Below are 16,068 nucleotides of genomic sequence, written 5' to 3' on the forward strand. Positions count from 1 at the left end.
AGGCGTCCTTGACTCTGCCGAGCGTGGCGGATACCGGCAGGACCCGGTTCCGTTGCAACGCCTCTCGACGTGAAAAGTCTACGTCGTCACCCAACCGACGTGTGGACGCCCAACTCATGGTCGCGATCGACCCCGCTCGCTTGGCGATCGCAGTGCCCCCGAGCCACAGCTCGCGGATCTCGTCGGCGATGTCCTGGTCACCAAGCTCAACCAGATTGCAGCCGAACGTATTTCGTCTCGACGGCGTCGCGCGAGAGATACGCCGCCTGCAGCTGACGGCTCATCGCCCCGTCGCCCACCACGAGCCGCTTCGACAGCGTGTCGAGCGAATCGGTGCCCCGGGCGTGCTTGTCACATCAGCCACACATACAGGGTAGTAGTCCTATGCAAATCACTTGGTTGCGCGAGCGCCCACGGTCGTAAATCGGCTGGTGTGGCGATGCCCCTCGTGGGTGCCATGCAGGCTTTACGCTGAGGGAGTGACCCCGTCGGATGCGAGCGGCATGCCAGATGGTCTTCGCGCAAGCGGCTCATCTGAAAACCGCCCGGGCCTGCCCAAACTCAACGACACCGTGATCGTCGCCGCCTTCGAAGGCTGGAACGACGCAGGTGACGCCGCCAGCGACGCGCTGGAGCACCTCGACGCGATATGGGAGGCCGAGCCGATAGTCGAGATCGATGACGAGGCCTACTACGACTATCAGGTGAACCGACCGGTGATCAGGCAGGTCGACGGCGTCACCCGCGAGCTGGTGTGGCCATCGATGCGGATCTCGCACTGCCGCCCGCCGGGTTCCGACCGGGACATCGTCCTCATGCACGGCGTTGAGCCGAACATGCGCTGGCGCACGTTCTGCGCCGAACTGCTGGCGATCGCCGACAAGCTCAACGTGCAGACCGTGGTGATTCTGGGCGCGCTGCTGGCCGACACACCGCACACCCGCCCGGTGCCGGTTTCGGGAGCGGCCTACTCCCCCGACTCGGCGAAGGCCTTCGGTCTCGAGGAGACGCGCTACGAAGGCCCCACTGGCATCGCGGGGGTGTTCCAGGACGCCTGCGTGCAGGCCGGCATCCCGGCAGTGACGTTCTGGGCGGCCGTTCCGCACTACGTTTCCCAGCCGCCGAACCCGAAGGCGACGGTCGCGCTGTTGCGTCGCGTCGAGGATGTGCTCGATATAGAGGTGCCGCTGGCCGATCTGCCCTCGCAGGCGGAGGAATGGGAACAGGCCGTCACCGAGATGACGTCGGAGGACGACGAGATCGCCGAATACGTCCAGTCACTGGAGGAGCGCGGGGACGCCGAGGTCGACATGAACGAGGCGCTCGGCAAGATCGACGGCGACGCGCTCGCCGCCGAGTTCGAGCGCTACCTGCGGCGGCGGGGTCCCGGCTTCCGGGGATGACCGCAAGACATTAGCAAAGCCAATTTGCTATTTGTGCGCTAGCCGTGATCTCGCAACATATTTACGCATATGTCCAAAGCCTCCCTAGCCGAAGAAATGCGCAACTCTGAACCGACAGAAAACGCGTGTGACGTCAGAGACTATTTGCCCGAAACCCGTTGCGGTCTCGGTGATTTGCAGTAGACACCATCCTCACCGGCACTGTCAATCGGTTAGGCGGTCGAGCGAAGAGCAACCGCGCAAGTCGAGTAGTCGAGTACTTAAGTAATTGCGGTGACGTAGGAGTAAAAGTTAATCCTGAACCATTTTGGAGTGGCTTCCGGGGGGAGGATCCATGGTGGAAAACAGAGTCGAGCGGCAATACTTCTGCATCCTTTGGTGGCATCGGCGACCATGACGATCCAATCGGACGTGCGAGGCGGCAGACCGGCCGAGCTGTCGCTTTTCGGAGGATTCGCGTTGAGGGTCGGCGGCCAGAAAATCTCACTGCCGATGCATGCGCGACGTGTGCTGGCCTACCTTTCTCTGCACAAGATGATGGAGAAGGACTGCGATCGTCAGGTCCTCGCCGAGCGACTCTGGACGGATTCATCACCGCGTCGGTCACGCGCGAGCTTGCGCACCGCGATCTGGCGCATCCGCTCCGCCGCCGATGACCTAATCCTCGGAGATTCTGACCGGGTCGCGCTGGCGGATTCGGTCCGCGTCGACGTCCACGACTTCCGACACAACGCTGAACGAATGCTTTCGGACGTCTCAGCGTGCGAGCCGCCGAGACTGGTTCCGCATCTGCGAAGTCCTGCGGATCTGCTGCCCGGCTGGGATGAGGACTGGCTCCTGCTGACGCGCGAGCAGTTGCGCCTCTTGCGTCTGCACGCGCTGGAGCACACTGCGCGCAGGATGAGCGAGAGCGGCCTGTACCCGCAAGCGATCGACGTGATTCTGTTTGTTGTCGACGAGGAACCACTGCGGGAATCCGCGCAAGCAATCTTGATCAAGGCGCATCTAGCTGCGGGCAACCTCGCGGACGCGTGCAGGCAGTACCACCGCTTCAGGGCGAACTTGTGGAACGAACTCGGGCTGCGGCCGTCGGCCGATTTGTCTCGGTTGGTCTCGCCACAAAGCGAGAGGGCGACAACGTAACCGCTCGCTGATAGCCGTGCCGTTGACGGCATCGGCTACGTGCGAGCATCAACGTCGGCAGAAGAATGAATGCCGTCAATCTCGTTCCCGTGCACATCGCGGACTTGCGCGCCACCGTCACGATCGGCGCGTCACGCGCGCTCGCCGACGCGACCATGACGTACATAATGGGACCAACCGACGGCCGCCCGTTCTTTGATCTGCGCCAAGAAGTCGACAGGTGCTGGATCGACGGAGTGGAAGTCAGCCCGGCGGTGATCGCCGCGCACGACGTCGGCGAACGGGGTGCACACAGTTCAGTCCGGGTGATCCGGCAACGGCAATATGCCGGGTCGGTGCATTCGGTACGCGTTCGGTACCGACTCGGGCCACCGATGTCGGACCTCGGCGGCGCCTATCCGCCTGTGCTGTCATGGCATCCGGGCCCCCGCGTGCGTTGGTCGTTCGGCATGGCAGACTTGTATGCGGGCCGATATCTCGAAGCGTGGTTTCCATCAAACCTTCCGTTCGACCATTTCCCGTTCACACTCGAACTCGTGCTCGAGCGAACCGAAATCCCGCACACATTGGTGACCAACGGGCAGGTCGCCATGCGGGGCACAAACCGGTGGTTTGTCCGCTTCCCACTGTGGTTCACCACGATGTCGCCACTCATCGAACTCCACGCGGCCGACACCGTTGAGACCGCATCGATGACGGCACACCTTCCAATCTCCAAGCGGCCAATCACGATCAGCGCCACCAAGTTCGTCGATGGCGAAGAGAACTTGGCGGCCAGCCTCCCCCGAATCGCGTACTTATTGGCAGAGCAGGAACGCCGCTTCGGCGAATACAGCGGGAGCTCCTACGTGTGCTTCTTTCACGGCGCCTCGGGCGGGATGGAGTACGGTAACGCAACCACGACGTCCGAATCAGCGCTGCGGCATGAGGTGATCCACTCGTGGTTTGCGCGCGGACTCACTCCCGCGTCGCAGGCCGACGGTTGGTGGGATGAGGCGTTTACGCGTTATCTGGAAACCGGCAGTCGCCCAACGCCATTGGATTTCGACGCACCACCGGTCGAGCTGTGCACTCGCAGACCGTTTCAGCGGGTTACGTCCCCTCGTTCGTATGGGGCAGGCAGCCGAGTCTTCCGCGGCATCGCAGCGCTCGTCGGCCGCGATGGGCTGCAAGCGGCGATGCGTGACCTGTATCGGACTCGGCGCGGAACGTCGATCTCCACGCCGATGCTCGAGTCCCATTTGATCGCCGCGACTGGCGAGGTCTCGCTGGTTGACGTCTTTCACCGGTTCGTCTATGGCTTTGGCGACGGACCGATCCCGCGGCTGGTTGTCGAGCCGGTGCGTTGCGGCGAGCGTTCGATTCGAATCCGCGTGCACAACAACGGCAACGGCTTGTGCCGGCACTATGCGGTGGTGATCGCCACCGAGCGGGGCCGGGTCATCGCTGCAACGACGGGTTTCGACCTCGCGCCAGGACGGACCCATCTGCTGCGATGGCGCGGCGACCGCTTACGGGTTGAGCCGGTGCAGATGGTCGTGTCGCTGCATGCGCACCCACACGTCCGCATAGCTCAGGTGATGGCCGCATACCCAGCTCTGTCCACAACATGCGGGCGAACAGTTCGAACTGTCGGCGCGCCTCAATGACGTTGCCCTCGCACAGGTGCGCCTCGATCAGTGCGCTCTGGGCCGTCTCCCGCAGCGGTTCCTCGGCGACCACCATCAGCATCACGTCAATTGCGTCCGGATACCTACCCTCGTCGGCCAGCCGCCTGCCCGACGTCTCTAGCGCGTGAAGGCGCAACTGCCGCAACTGTTCTCGAGCCAACAGCAACCAGGTTTCATCCCAACCCGGCAGTAGCTCGCAGTTGCGCGCCATCAGGTGTACGCGCTCGCGAGCACAGTCGCTCTTATCAGCCAGCAGCCGCTCCGCGTGCCGTCGATATTGATGAACATCGACGGTCACCTCATCGGCAAGCATCACCCGGTCGTTCTCACTGAAGACGAGGTTCGGGCACTCACGGCGAATGCGCCACAGCGCGGTGCGCAGGCTGGCGCGCGATCGCTCGGCCGACGAGTCCGGCCACAGGCGCTCCGCAAGAATGCCGCGGTCGCAATCTTGTTCGGCAGCCTTGTCGAGGCAAAGGTAGGCCAACACCCGCCGCGAGTGCTTCGGCAACGCGACGCTGCAACCGCCGACGCGCACACTGAAACCGCCGAGCAGTGATACGAGCGGTTGTGCTTCGACGCTCGCAGAGGCCGTCTGCAATCCCGTAGCGGACATCCGAAGCCCTTCCGACGCACCCATTTTCGCGTGATCCGCAGCGCGGAATGTGACCAGCTTCGGCGATAGGCAGTGCCGAGGCGTCAACGATGCGTCAACGCCACAAATCGTTGACGCCCGCTGTACGGCGTGCTGTCACTGTGCCCGTGTGACAGCCGACACCAGCCGAGTGGTCGTCGTGCGGGCCTGGCTCGATTCGCATCGAATCATCGTGCGGGTCCTCACAGGCACCGGCCACTCCAAGCCAGCGGACGAGTGGGTGTTTGCCGATATCGATGCGGCCTGCAGACAGGTGGCCGAAGTTCTGCGCGAACTGGAGGCCGCCCCCGGATCGAGTGCGGCGTTGATACAAACCATTGACGCCTCTGCACACCGCAGCCCAGGACAGTGACGACAGCAGCTGCTAGTTGCGGAGGTGGAGATAGTGACAATCGAGTCGTATGCCGGGTCGCCGACCGACACGGAGACCAACACGTCGCCATTCGCGGGGCTGTCCTACACGGAGTCTCCCGTCGTCGAACCACAGGAAGCACCCGTCGATGTCGGCGAGTCGCCGTTCGACGGCTTCTACCCGACTGAGTCTCCTTTCGGGGAGGACGTTTTCACCGAGTCCGACGCCGAGGCCGATGAGGCCGCCGACTTCCTGGAGGCCATTCACGACGAGGACTTCGATGAAGCGCTCGAGCAACTCCTCAACGAGGGTGCGGCGCATGTGCTGGGCGATGCACAACAGTGGGCTGCGCCACCGTCGGAAACCGAAGCCCGCGAAGCGGTCGAGCAGTGGATCGCACCGCTGGTGTCCGAATGGGAACGGGCCATCGACGGTCTCGGCGCAGGACTGGAGAGCGCAGACCTGCATGGTATCGCGGAGCAGGAACTCGACGAGCTGCTCGAGTCTTTAGAGTCACCGTCGGGTCTCGATTCTGAGGCGTTCGACAACTTCCTCGGCAAGCTCATGCGCAAGGCCAAGAGCTTCATCAAGCAGAAGGTCCGGCAGGCCGTCAACTTCGCGAAGAACCCCATCAAGGGGGTGGTCGACGCGGCCAAGAGTGGGCTTCAAACGATCAAGAGCGGTGTGCAGGCTATCGGCAAGCATTTGGTTGGACCACTGCTGGAGAAGCTGAAGAACGTGGGACTCAAGCTACTCAAGGGTGTGGTCGCGAAGTTAATGGCGCCCCTGTCCCGGATCCTTCCCGCGGCAGTTCGTCCCCTTCTGCCGATCGTGATGAAGAGGCTTGGCATCGGCGAGGCCGCCGACGATGAAAGCGACGAAGCCACATCCGACGAGATGGGTGTCGCCGGTGAGATGGCGCATGAATTCGACAATCAACTGCTCGGGTTGTACCTCGCCGCCGATTCCGAAAGCGCAGGCGATCACGAATTCGACGAGTCATATGACCACGAGCAGGGTCCGGATCCGGTGGCCGAGCTAGACGATGCGCGGGCTCGATTGGCAACGCAACTGAGTGAGCACACTGGCTCGGAGCCACCTGTCGCCGAGATTGAACAGTTCATTCCTGCGGTCCTTGCGATCCGGCCGCTTCTCAAGCTCGGCCTGACCGTCACCGGGGCACGCGAGAAGTTGATCAACCTGATCGCCACTCCCCTGGCCAAGCTGATCAAGGACATGATCGGTGCCGAGGCGTCGAACACCATCGCACGCGCTGCGGGTCAAGAGCCGTCGCGCATGATCGCCAGGGCCGCGGTCAACGTCGGGTTCACTGCGCTCGGCCTTGAAAGCCCACCCGGACAGGACGAATCCGTCGCGGGCGAGGCACTGGCGTCGACGATCGAGAACACCATCCTGCAGGTCGCCGACGAACTCGATGAGACGCCGGCATCCGATCCGCTGCAAGTCAGCGCGGCGGTTCAGCAGGCATTCGCCGAATCCGCCGCCGCGTATCTGCCCGATCGACTGTTGCGTGCCGACCTACCTGAGCGCGAGACCGCCGAAGAGGGCGGATTCTGGGTAATGATGCCGCGGTCGAGCCGACCGCGATACCGATTCCGCAAGTACTCAAGGGTTTTCGCGGTTCCGATTCCCCGCCAGGTGGCACGCGCGGTGCGCTGGTCCGACGGCGGCACCCTTGAGACCTATCTGCTCGACCGTGGTGTCAACCAATGGCCGGTCCAAGCCGAGATCGATCTCTACGAAACGATGCCCGGCACCCTTCCCGGTCACTTCACCAGAGACGAAACGCTGCCCGCCGACGAGCGGCCATCCGACGATGAGTACCAACCGCTGACGCCACGAACCGCGGGTGTGCTGCTCGGCGAGCCTGCACTCGGGCGCGGTCGCAGGACCGGCGTGCGCGCAGGCTCGTATCGACCGGTGCCGCGGCAGCGCTATTACCGGGTACGGGTGGGACGGCTGCCGGCACGACGTAGTCATCGTCCCCGCAGGCTCGTGAGCGTGCACTGGGATCCGAAGGCCACCCGGATGCGAATCTCGGTTCGACTCTCGGAGCGACGTGCGCGCGCCCTGCAGGCCCGTCTGCAAAGGGCGGCACCTTCGGGTCAGCGCGACCTACCCGGCGTCTTGTTGGCCCTGCGACAGATTGCCTTGCCGCGCCTGCAGTATCGGATCGCTCGGCGGCTGATCAACTCGTCGACCGTCAAGGATCAGCTGGCCGCCGCACAGCTCGCGGGGGCGATGGCGGCAGCCACCTCCACGGCTCTGGCGACGTTCCTGGTGAAGAGTGGAGCGCAGTTCGCCTCGGCAGTCGCCGATCCCGCCGAAGGCGTGACCGTCACAGTGACCTTCGATGGCGTCGGATCCAGCCCATCGCAGGTGCCCGCAGCTGTGGTTGCCGTTGCACCCGGGATGGTGCGATGACCGCTGATTTCTCCACCGAGGCAGCGGCTCTCGGCACTGAGGCCCGGCACTGGCGACGCGCCTGTGCGGCCCTTGGCGATCTCGAGGTCGGCGCGTCGGCCACAGCATGGAAGGAACTCGAGTCATACCTGGGCGAGAGCGTCCGCAAGAGCCTTACCGCACAGGCCAAACGTCTCACGGCACAGGCAGACCGCGTGTTGTTCGCACTCGATGCGGCGCAGACTCCGGCTGATCTGGTAGCCGCTCGCTCGGAACTTCTGACACTGCGGCGGCGCTACACGCGCGCAGAGGCGATGGTCGATTTCTACTGCGAGGCAGTCAATACGCGAACCAGCCCACGAATCGCGGCAGTGCTTCGAGGGCTCGACACACTCGCCGTATACAGCATGGACGTCGTTCTTCGCCCACTGGGTATCGAGTCACCACCCGTACTCACGTATCTGGACAAGGGCATGGGTGCGTCGATTCTGCGGGCAGGCGCACGGTTGTGGGATGCGTCGCTGTCGCCGGCGGCGGCGATCAAGATCACGCGCCATAACCTTTGGCAGCCAACATCTTTGGTGCATGAAACGGGCCACCAGGTAGCGCATTTGACAAGTTGGGCGACGGAGTTGGCAGCGGCCTTGCAGGAGACGCTCGCCTCGCACAGTCCCATCGCTGCCGACGCGTGGCACAGCTGGGCGAGCGAAGTGGCCGCCGACGTGTACGCATTCTCGCTCCTCGGCTATGCGCCGGTGCCGGCGTTGGCCACCGTGGTGGACGGCCCTGCACGCGCGGTGTTCCGAATGCCAATCGGCGACCCACATCCGGTGTCAATGCTGCGTGTGCAGTTCAACGTGGCGCTGTGCCGGTCCTGGTTCGGGCCTGGGCCGTGGGACGCGCTCGGCGCGCGCTGGCTGGCGAGATATCCAGTAGCTCAGGCACCTTCGGATGTCGCCCAAGTGATTCGGGAAAGCATGCCGTTGCTCCCTGCGCTTGTCGACATCTGCACGCGGGCTCCGATGAACGCGTTCCATGGTGCGTCGCTCTCGACGCTTGCCGACCCACGCCGCGTCGCCCCGACGGAGCTGAATCGACTTGCCGAGCGCGCAGGCGCGTCCCTGTATACATCGAGTTACCTACAGCGACAAGAACCAATGCGAATCCTGGCGCTCACGGTATTGCGCGGACTGGACTCGAAGACGGCGCCCATCGAAATGGAGACGTGGCTGCGGCGCGTCGGTGGTGATCGGTCGATTGCGGCGTGACATGGCAAAACACGAAGCGTTGACGCCGACGCACACCTCTTTGACGCACAGTTGCCGAATGCCGCGGTTTACGAGGCGAGCACGGTGCGGATCGGGTCTTCGGCCAGAAGGAAGGAACCATGACCACTTCAGCGTTTAAAAGCTCAAACGAGCAAGATGCGGTTACACAGCTCGCAAACATCCTGGAGCGCATGGCGGCTCCCAGCCAACCCTCGCTCACGGACGCGCAGACCCGACTCGTCCTGCAGTTCCGTGCGATCCGCAACAGCCTTGGCAATTTTGGCAGGCACGGTGAAGCGCAGTTCAACGTCTTCATGACTCCGCCGCACATCGATAAGGGCGCCAAGCTGTTGACCTTTTTCGAACCCGGTCTGCCGCGTGAAACCCGATCCATTGTCTTGCGCCTCTCTGGCGGCAAGAGGCCGACCACATTCGACGTCGGTGACGTCGACGATTACAAGTGGGACGTCGCGATCACCGATACGGATGTCACGTCGGTCGAGGCCGTCGACGCCTACGGCACACCGCTATCGTTCGGCGTCCCGTTCGGTCCCAAAAGGGCAGAGCCAGAGCCCCACACCACCACCGTGATTGGTGAGATATTGCCGCCCGGCTCCGGCGCCGAGGGCAATGGCGAAGCGCAGCAATATCCAGACCAAGACGATCGCGGAGGAGATTAGTCCAAATGTTTCGTACTCTCGTCGAACTGACGCCACCCGTCGCGATACCGCCGGCCAAAGACCCCCTGAAGCAGGACAAGGCCAACGCCGTACTTGCGGTTCACCCGTTGCAGATCAGCCGCTGGCTCGAGGAAGTCTGGGCCGAGGGCGGATTCTCCAGTTTCCTGTGGGCACCGATACTTTCACCCGGCAAGACAGTTCTGCTGGGCGATCCAGACGCGGTGTCGAGGACACAGCTGCCGCGAAACCTGCTCAACACATTGCTTTCCGGTCTGCGTCCGACCCTGCCGGCAACGCTTGGCGGTGCTACCCCGATCCAGGACTTCGTGAAGGCTCCGCCGCAAGCCATCGGTATTGGCTTGGGAGCGACTCAGCCACTCATGTGGGAGCACCTCTTGTATGCGTATCTGGTGGAATCCACCGGGATAATCGACATCCTCGGCGAGGTAGTGCGCAGGTATGTCATCGGCGAAACGCTGCCGACGCCACGGGTGACAACGCTGGGCTGGGTGCGGTCCACCGAGGAGCTGTACTTCCGGGACAATCCGCTCTTCTCAGTGGGTGGACTGCTGACGAGCCAGTTGCGACCCGATGCACGGGTAAACCGGCGCAACGTGTATTGGCGCATGTTCGGACTTGACCTGCCACACCCGCCTGGCGCGGGGATCGACGGTCAGCCTTGGAAGCGCGACATCGGCACCACGCCGAATACGCGATTCCTCGAACTGTGGAGTGAGCTGCTACGCCAAGTGTGGCTGGGGATCGAGAACGACCGAAACTCTTCGGGCACGAACCCGACCGACAGCTCCTACATCGGATACCTCTGCCAATCGCTGAGCGAGATGCTTCAGTTACGGCGCCGCGGTGGCATGCTCGCCCGCGAGGAGTTCGCGTACACAACGATGTTGAGCTGGTTCCACCTGACTGTCGAGTACGACACATCGGTGGTCACCGACCTGGGTGCAGAAGCCGGAACCGACGGCAATCCGGCCGACCGGCTCGCTGCGATCGGTGCGCGCGTCGGAATGGCTCCTTCGCGCCAAGCGCGAGAACTGTTCGAGCTCGCCGACTTGGTGTCGCCACTGATGTGGGCCATCGAACTGGGGTTGTTCAATGATCCTGGGCCGGCGGAAATGCTCTTCAAGATTCATAATCTGCCATCGACAACTCCGCCAACCGTCGCTCAGACCATGAACCGGATCATCGACCTGTGGCAATCCGCGACCGGTGACCGGGTCAAGGATCTGGCCGTGACAACGCGACGCCAGCCCGTTCCAGCGCGGCCGGCGCAGCCCACGAAGCTGCCTTCGGGACAGTTGGTTTCGGCGCCATCAAAGCCGGTTTCAGCGGCACCGGGGGCTTCCACGAACGGCAGCCGGCGGCCTGTCCCGCAGCTGTAGCCAGATCGGACTGTGTCGATGTCTTGGGACGAAAACCCGATTGCGGAGGCACCTGACGAGAAAGTCCTGCGCAGCATGCGATTCGCGCGGGACGCAGATCTCGCCGCTGTTGCCAACGGCCGCCTACGCCTTGGCGCGAATGGCACCGCACCGCACCCCGCGCCCGTACTGAGCCGTGGCGTCGCCATAGCCAAGGTGCAGACTGCGCTGATTGATCTCGGCTATCTCGCGCGGGGTGGCGACGACGGCAAGTTCGGCAGGGACACCGGCGCCGCGGTCGTCAGATTCAAGAACTCGCGCGGCATCCGGCCGAACGATCCCGTCGTGGGACCGCTCACGATTACTGCCCTCGATGACGCCTTGGCGCCGCGCGACGTGAAGCCACAACCTCCGCCTAAGCCTCGACGCAACTGGTTTACCGGAGATCGGGCCACCGGACTCAGTCGGGTGATGACGGACTCGCAAGTATCGTTCCTGGTCGACGCCGAGGACTATTACGCAGATCTGCGTGCCGAAGTAATGACGGCGGCCGAACAACGGCGGGGCGGTCTCGTCTGCTGGATCGGGTTCGAAGTCAGCGGCGACACTCCCATGCCGCAGGGGCCCGCTCCTTCGGGCCTGCGCCCATTCGCCCGACGGCAGCGGCAACCCGACGATCGGGCATGGCTGGACGTCCTCGCCTCCGCCGCCAATCAGGGCGTGTCAGTGCGTGCGCTGCTAAACCTCCACCCGGCACCAACGCCAGCCAACATCTACGTTGACAAGAACTTCTCCACGGTCAAGAAGCTGAATGCCTTGCCGAAAGCCATGGCAATCAACGACTTCCGCTATCTACTCATCAACGGTACGCACCACCAGAAACTCGTGGTGGTACAGAGTCCGGCCGGACTCGTCGCATATATCGGCACCGCGGACATCCAACCTCAACGCATCACGGACCGGTGGTGTGAGGTGCAATGCAAGGTGCGTGGCGAAGCCGCTCGCGAGCTGTACCGGGTGTTTTACGACCGTTGGATTGAACACACCGCAACGCTCGCAGGCCAGCCGCCCGAGCGGTCATGGATCCCACGTCCCAGTGAACTCTCTGTCGCGCCGAGCGGGGCTACGGATGTCCAGGTCTCGACAACCTATGGAGATCCGAGGCGGCCCAACGCCATCAACATTGTGGGACCAACCAAGCAGGTAGTGAATGCGCCACATCGGGTCGTGATTCCACCCCTGCCCGTACCGACGCCGATCGGCATTGTATGGAGCCCGACAATCGTTGTCGCGAACGACTTCTTCAAGCCGCGTGACCCAGCGGCGAAACCCTTGATCGACATGGCGGGACGGCAAAGGCCTGACTACTCCTTCGCGCCGAACGGCCACACGGGTATCTATCACCAGATCAGGGCGGCCCTCGAGCAACGCCCCCAGCGGATTTACATGGAGGACCAGTATCTCGTTGCCGACGAGCCCATGGGCGGCCTCGCATCGATGCTTTCCCTACTCGAAACCCGGGTACGCGCACCCGATTTCCAGAAGCTCATCATCCTTTGCACACGGATTGAAGAGATCGATGAGGAGATGAAGGGGCTTGCGGCGGCGCACCGGCGGCGTTTCATCGGCCAACTCGCGGCAGCAGGCGGTGACAAAGTGGTCATCTGTCAATACAAGTCGAACGCCGCACTCGGATCCGGAATCCAACCACCCGATAAGTCACCCTTCTACGTGCACTCCAAGTCGTGGATATTCGACGACGAGCTGGCCATCATCGGATCGGCGAACTGCAACCGGCGCGGATACAGCCATGACAGTGAACTCGACATCGGCGTCTATGACGCCCGCTCGTCGTTAGTTCGCGATCTGCGGGCCCGGATCTGGCTCCGGCGGTTGAACACCGAGTCCGTTCGAACCCCGTTGACACCGGCCGATGTTGCGGACTTCAACGCCGCGGCCAAGTTCTGGGAGCGGCCGGCTGAGTTCGGCTTGCCGATCGAAAACCATCGAATTGGTATCGACAAATTCGTACGGTCGAAGACCGCCTTCTCGATACCCGAGGCATATGCGCCCCTGCTGGCTGCCATCGCACGGGCAAATCCCAATGTGAGCACGAAAGACCGACTCATGTGGGACCTCATCGTGGACCCCGAGGGTACGTGCGGATCGTGTGCAGCGCCGTCCACGTCGCGTGAGGCGCGTGAGGCAATTTTGGTTGGGAGTGTGTGATGAGTGTTGTTGCTGAGTCGCCGGTTTTCGCGGCACCGCAGAACGCCGAGATGGATGCTGCGGGCTGGCCGATCCGGGAGGATGTTTTCGCCGAAACCTTCGACGAGGCCGACGAATACCCGTTGCTCACCGACGAGGACACCCCAGAACCCGAGCTCGACGAAACCTATTGGCCCGGCGAGACGATCGAGCCCGAATGGGCCGACTACGTCGGCGAAGACGCCAACGACGAGTACTACCAGCACGACCACACCGAAACAGCCGACGAATTCTACGAACACGAACCAGCCTCCGAAACAGACCAATTCGAAGAAGCCGGCGACGTAGAAGCCGCCGAATTCGACACCCTCGATGAAGCCGGCCTCGATCACGAAGCCTTCCCCTCCGGTCTGGTACTCACCGCCCGACCCGGCCCCACCAGCCAAGGCGAAGAACACTGGGACCCCAACAACACCGGCCTGCCCCTGTATGACACCGGCCCGAACGTACGGAAACAAAAACTTTCCGCCAACTTCACCGTGGCCGAACTCGTCACCAGCGGCGGACGCCCCGCCGACCGCGCCCGCATCTCCCCCGCACTGGTGGCATGCCTGCAAGCCATCCGCGACCGAGCCGGCCGACCCGTCAAAATCGGCTCCGGCTACCGATCCTGGGCCAACAACGTGGCCCTCTACCGCGCCCGCGGCAAGAAACCAACCCTAAGCCGACACTGCAGCGGCCAAGCAGCCGACATCACCATCGCCGGACTCAACGGCATGCAGATCGCCAAACTCGCCATCGACGCCTACGGCAACAACATCGGTATCGGAATCGCGAAAACCTTCGCCCACATCGACGTCCGCGGCCGACCCGACACCTGGACCTACTTCACCGGCCACCAAAACACCACCACCCTCAACGAAATCAACCAATACCGAGCCAACCGCACCACCCCACCCACACCAACACCAACACCAACACCCACACCAACACCGATTGGGTCCGTCAGCGCGGACCGCAAAGTCGTTGAGAACCTGGCGCTGCTGCGCACTCACGTGGGCACTCCGCCGGACCTGTTGCTCGAGTGGAACAACATGTCGCACCCATCGGTCGTTGACGTGGTCGTGCACCTGCACGGATACGCAGGCCAGGGCAAGGCAATGAACATCCAAACTCACAAGAAACCAATCAGCGGGCTGAACTTCGCCGACCCTGACCATCCCGATGTCATCGGCCGCACCTCACCCACGCTGTTCGTCTTGCCCCGCGGGCATCATCAGCCCGCGAGCAGCTACGGATACAACGAAGCGCGCTATACCTTCCCGGCGCTCGTGAAACCTGGTGCACTGCAACAGCTGATCGACGAATCCCTTGCGGTGTTCGCCCAAACGACAGGGGTGACGGTCAGGCAGGGCCGACTCATTCTCACCGCACACTCCGGCGGCGGAGCAGCGTTGATGGCGATCCTGGCTCACACCGACCCCGATGAGGTGCACGTGTTCGATGGGTTGTACAGCGATCCGACCAACCTCATCAAATGGGCCAGTCGACGCATGGCGTCGAGTTCGGCAGCGCTTCGTGCGTTGTACCGGCCATATCCCAAGTCCGCCGCGAGGTCCGCCCCGTGGGTGAACGCGCGAAACAATGAACAAGTCGCACGCGCGATTGCGGCTATCGGCTCGCCGAGATTCCGGGTGGAACAAACGACCGTGGAGCACAACCAGATTCCACGTCGCTTCGGTTGGCGACTGCTGGCTGATCCCTCAGCAGACCTTCCGGGCGCGGCATCCTCATCCGAGATCGAATCCGAAGCCGACGATGAATCGTGGGTGCTGCAAGAAGGTGACGGCGAGTATTGGGGCGAGCTGGACACGGAAGACCTTCCCGATGAGTCGGAAGATCAAATGGGGTTCGGCGAGGATGAAACTGGCTATTACAGTGCAGAATTCGACGCCGACGTGTTCCAAGCCGTCGGTTCGGCGAAGACTGTACAGATTTCCGACTATCCGCGATATGCCACCGGTGTCGGCGATCTACGCCCAGACCAGGTGGCAGATATGCGCGCGCTGTGCAACGAGATTGTGTTTGCATTGCGCGCAAATCAACAGGTGAGTGCGCTGGTCGAGGGGTTCGCCGACTTCGACGCCAAGGGCCGGGACTTTGAACAACAGGTCAGCATCGACCGGGCTATCAGTGCGCGCAACTTCATCGTTGAGGAAGTCCACCGACTCGCGCCGGCCAACGGTCTCGGTGACGAGGCGTTGCGCCGGTTCTCCATCCAGGTCGCAGCGTTCGGTTCAAGGCGTCCGACCGTGGCGAGACCGCAGAACGAGGATGAGCGCCGCCAGAATCGTCGGATTCACATCATTCTGCAGAGCATCCCGGTGCCGCCTACGCCTACATCGTTCGATCAAGCGTTGGATCAAGCGCAACGTGCCTTACCGCGCATCACGAGGCCCGGCCCTCAACGTCGCCTGACGTGCATGCTCGCCAAGCTCCGTGACTCCCGAACTGCCGATGGCTACTTCTCGTATGACGCGCTCAGGATGTTCCCCGGCAGCGCCGGTTGGCCGTCGATGTCGCCCGCACAGTTCGACCTGATGGTCAGGTCTACCACTGTGCACGTGCGGCCGCAGATTCAGACGCTGGCCGCGGCGGCCCGCGACGACGGCGAGATGGCCACTCAGTTGGAACTGTTGGACGACAACATCGGTCGCAACATATTCAACTTCGAGTCCCAGCTTGTCGGCGACAGCAGTACGGGCACGCTGATGCGCACGTTCAACGCGACGATTGGACGGCTGCAGATGGACCCCAAGTCGATTCTTTCCCGCTACGCCGGCTACGCGCGGATTCGTCATGACCAGTAGACCGTTGGCCCGATCA

Annotated in this window: 11 protein-coding genes; 10 read left to right on the top strand and 1 reads right to left on the bottom strand. The window is 62.9% G+C overall.

Annotated features, from left to right (window positions below):
- The first annotated feature begins 503 nt into the window (after positions 1–503).
- Both MYCSM_RS18245 and MYCSM_RS18250 read left to right on the top strand, forming a co-directional pair.
- Positions 504–1,403 (top strand): PAC2 family protein, encoded by a 900-nt coding sequence (locus MYCSM_RS18245; RefSeq protein ID WP_015307639.1) that lies wholly within the window; start codon positions 504–506, stop codon positions 1,401–1,403.
- Positions 1,404–1,796: 393 nt separating this feature from the next.
- Complete coding sequence (locus MYCSM_RS18250; protein ID WP_015307640.1) at positions 1,797–2,546, top strand: AfsR/SARP family transcriptional regulator; 750 nt, start codon at positions 1,797–1,799, stop codon at positions 2,544–2,546.
- A gap of 1,440 nt (positions 2,547–3,986) precedes the next feature.
- On the opposite strand, the gene MYCSM_RS38290 is transcribed toward MYCSM_RS18250, so the two are convergent.
- Positions 3,987–4,529: an AfsR/SARP family transcriptional regulator gene (locus MYCSM_RS38290; RefSeq protein WP_335337516.1), complete on the bottom strand. Its 543-nt coding sequence runs from the start codon at positions 4,527–4,529 to the stop codon at positions 3,987–3,989.
- Here MYCSM_RS38290 and MYCSM_RS38295 point away from each other — a divergent pair.
- From MYCSM_RS38295 to MYCSM_RS36075, 8 genes are all read left to right on the top strand, one after another.
- A complete protein-coding gene (locus MYCSM_RS38295) occupies positions 4,482–4,775 on the top strand; it encodes a hypothetical protein (protein WP_232425870.1) in 294 nt (97 codons plus the stop codon). The two genes, MYCSM_RS38290 and MYCSM_RS38295, sit on opposite strands and share 48 nt — an antisense overlap.
- A gap of 205 nt (positions 4,776–4,980) precedes the next feature.
- The gene (locus tag MYCSM_RS18265; protein WP_041312365.1) at positions 4,981–5,223 is read left to right on the top strand and encodes a hypothetical protein; all 243 of its coding nucleotides are present in this window, start codon (positions 4,981–4,983) and stop codon (positions 5,221–5,223) included.
- 33 nt (positions 5,224–5,256) lie between these two features.
- Positions 5,257–7,668 carry a hypothetical protein gene (locus MYCSM_RS18270; protein ID WP_015307644.1) on the top strand — a complete coding sequence of 804 codons (2,412 nt, stop codon included), beginning with the start codon at positions 5,257–5,259 and terminating at the stop codon, positions 7,666–7,668.
- Complete coding sequence (locus MYCSM_RS18275; protein WP_015307645.1) at positions 7,665–8,915, top strand: hypothetical protein; 1,251 nt, start codon at positions 7,665–7,667, stop codon at positions 8,913–8,915. Before MYCSM_RS18270 ends, MYCSM_RS18275 begins: the two co-directional genes overlap by 4 nt.
- A gap of 191 nt (positions 8,916–9,106) precedes the next feature.
- The gene (locus MYCSM_RS18280) at positions 9,107–9,595 is read left to right on the top strand and encodes a hypothetical protein (protein ID WP_041312369.1); all 489 of its coding nucleotides are present in this window, start codon (positions 9,107–9,109) and stop codon (positions 9,593–9,595) included.
- 5 nt (positions 9,596–9,600) lie between these two features.
- Positions 9,601–10,995, top strand: a complete 1,395-nt coding sequence (locus tag MYCSM_RS18285; RefSeq protein ID WP_015307647.1) for a hypothetical protein — start codon at positions 9,601–9,603, stop codon at positions 10,993–10,995.
- Positions 10,996–11,013: 18 nt separating this feature from the next.
- Complete coding sequence (locus tag MYCSM_RS18290; RefSeq protein WP_015307648.1) at positions 11,014–13,203, top strand: peptidoglycan-binding protein; 2,190 nt, start codon at positions 11,014–11,016, stop codon at positions 13,201–13,203.
- Entirely contained in the window at positions 13,203–16,052 is a 2,850-nt protein-coding gene (locus MYCSM_RS36075; protein WP_015307649.1) for a D-Ala-D-Ala carboxypeptidase family metallohydrolase, read from the top strand. Before MYCSM_RS18290 ends, MYCSM_RS36075 begins: the two co-directional genes overlap by 1 nt.
- The last annotated feature ends 16 nt before the right edge of the window (positions 16,053–16,068 follow it).

The sequence above is a fragment of the Mycobacterium sp. JS623 genome (genome assembly GCF_000328565.1).
GTDB lineage: Bacteria > Actinomycetota > Actinomycetes > Mycobacteriales > Mycobacteriaceae > Mycobacterium.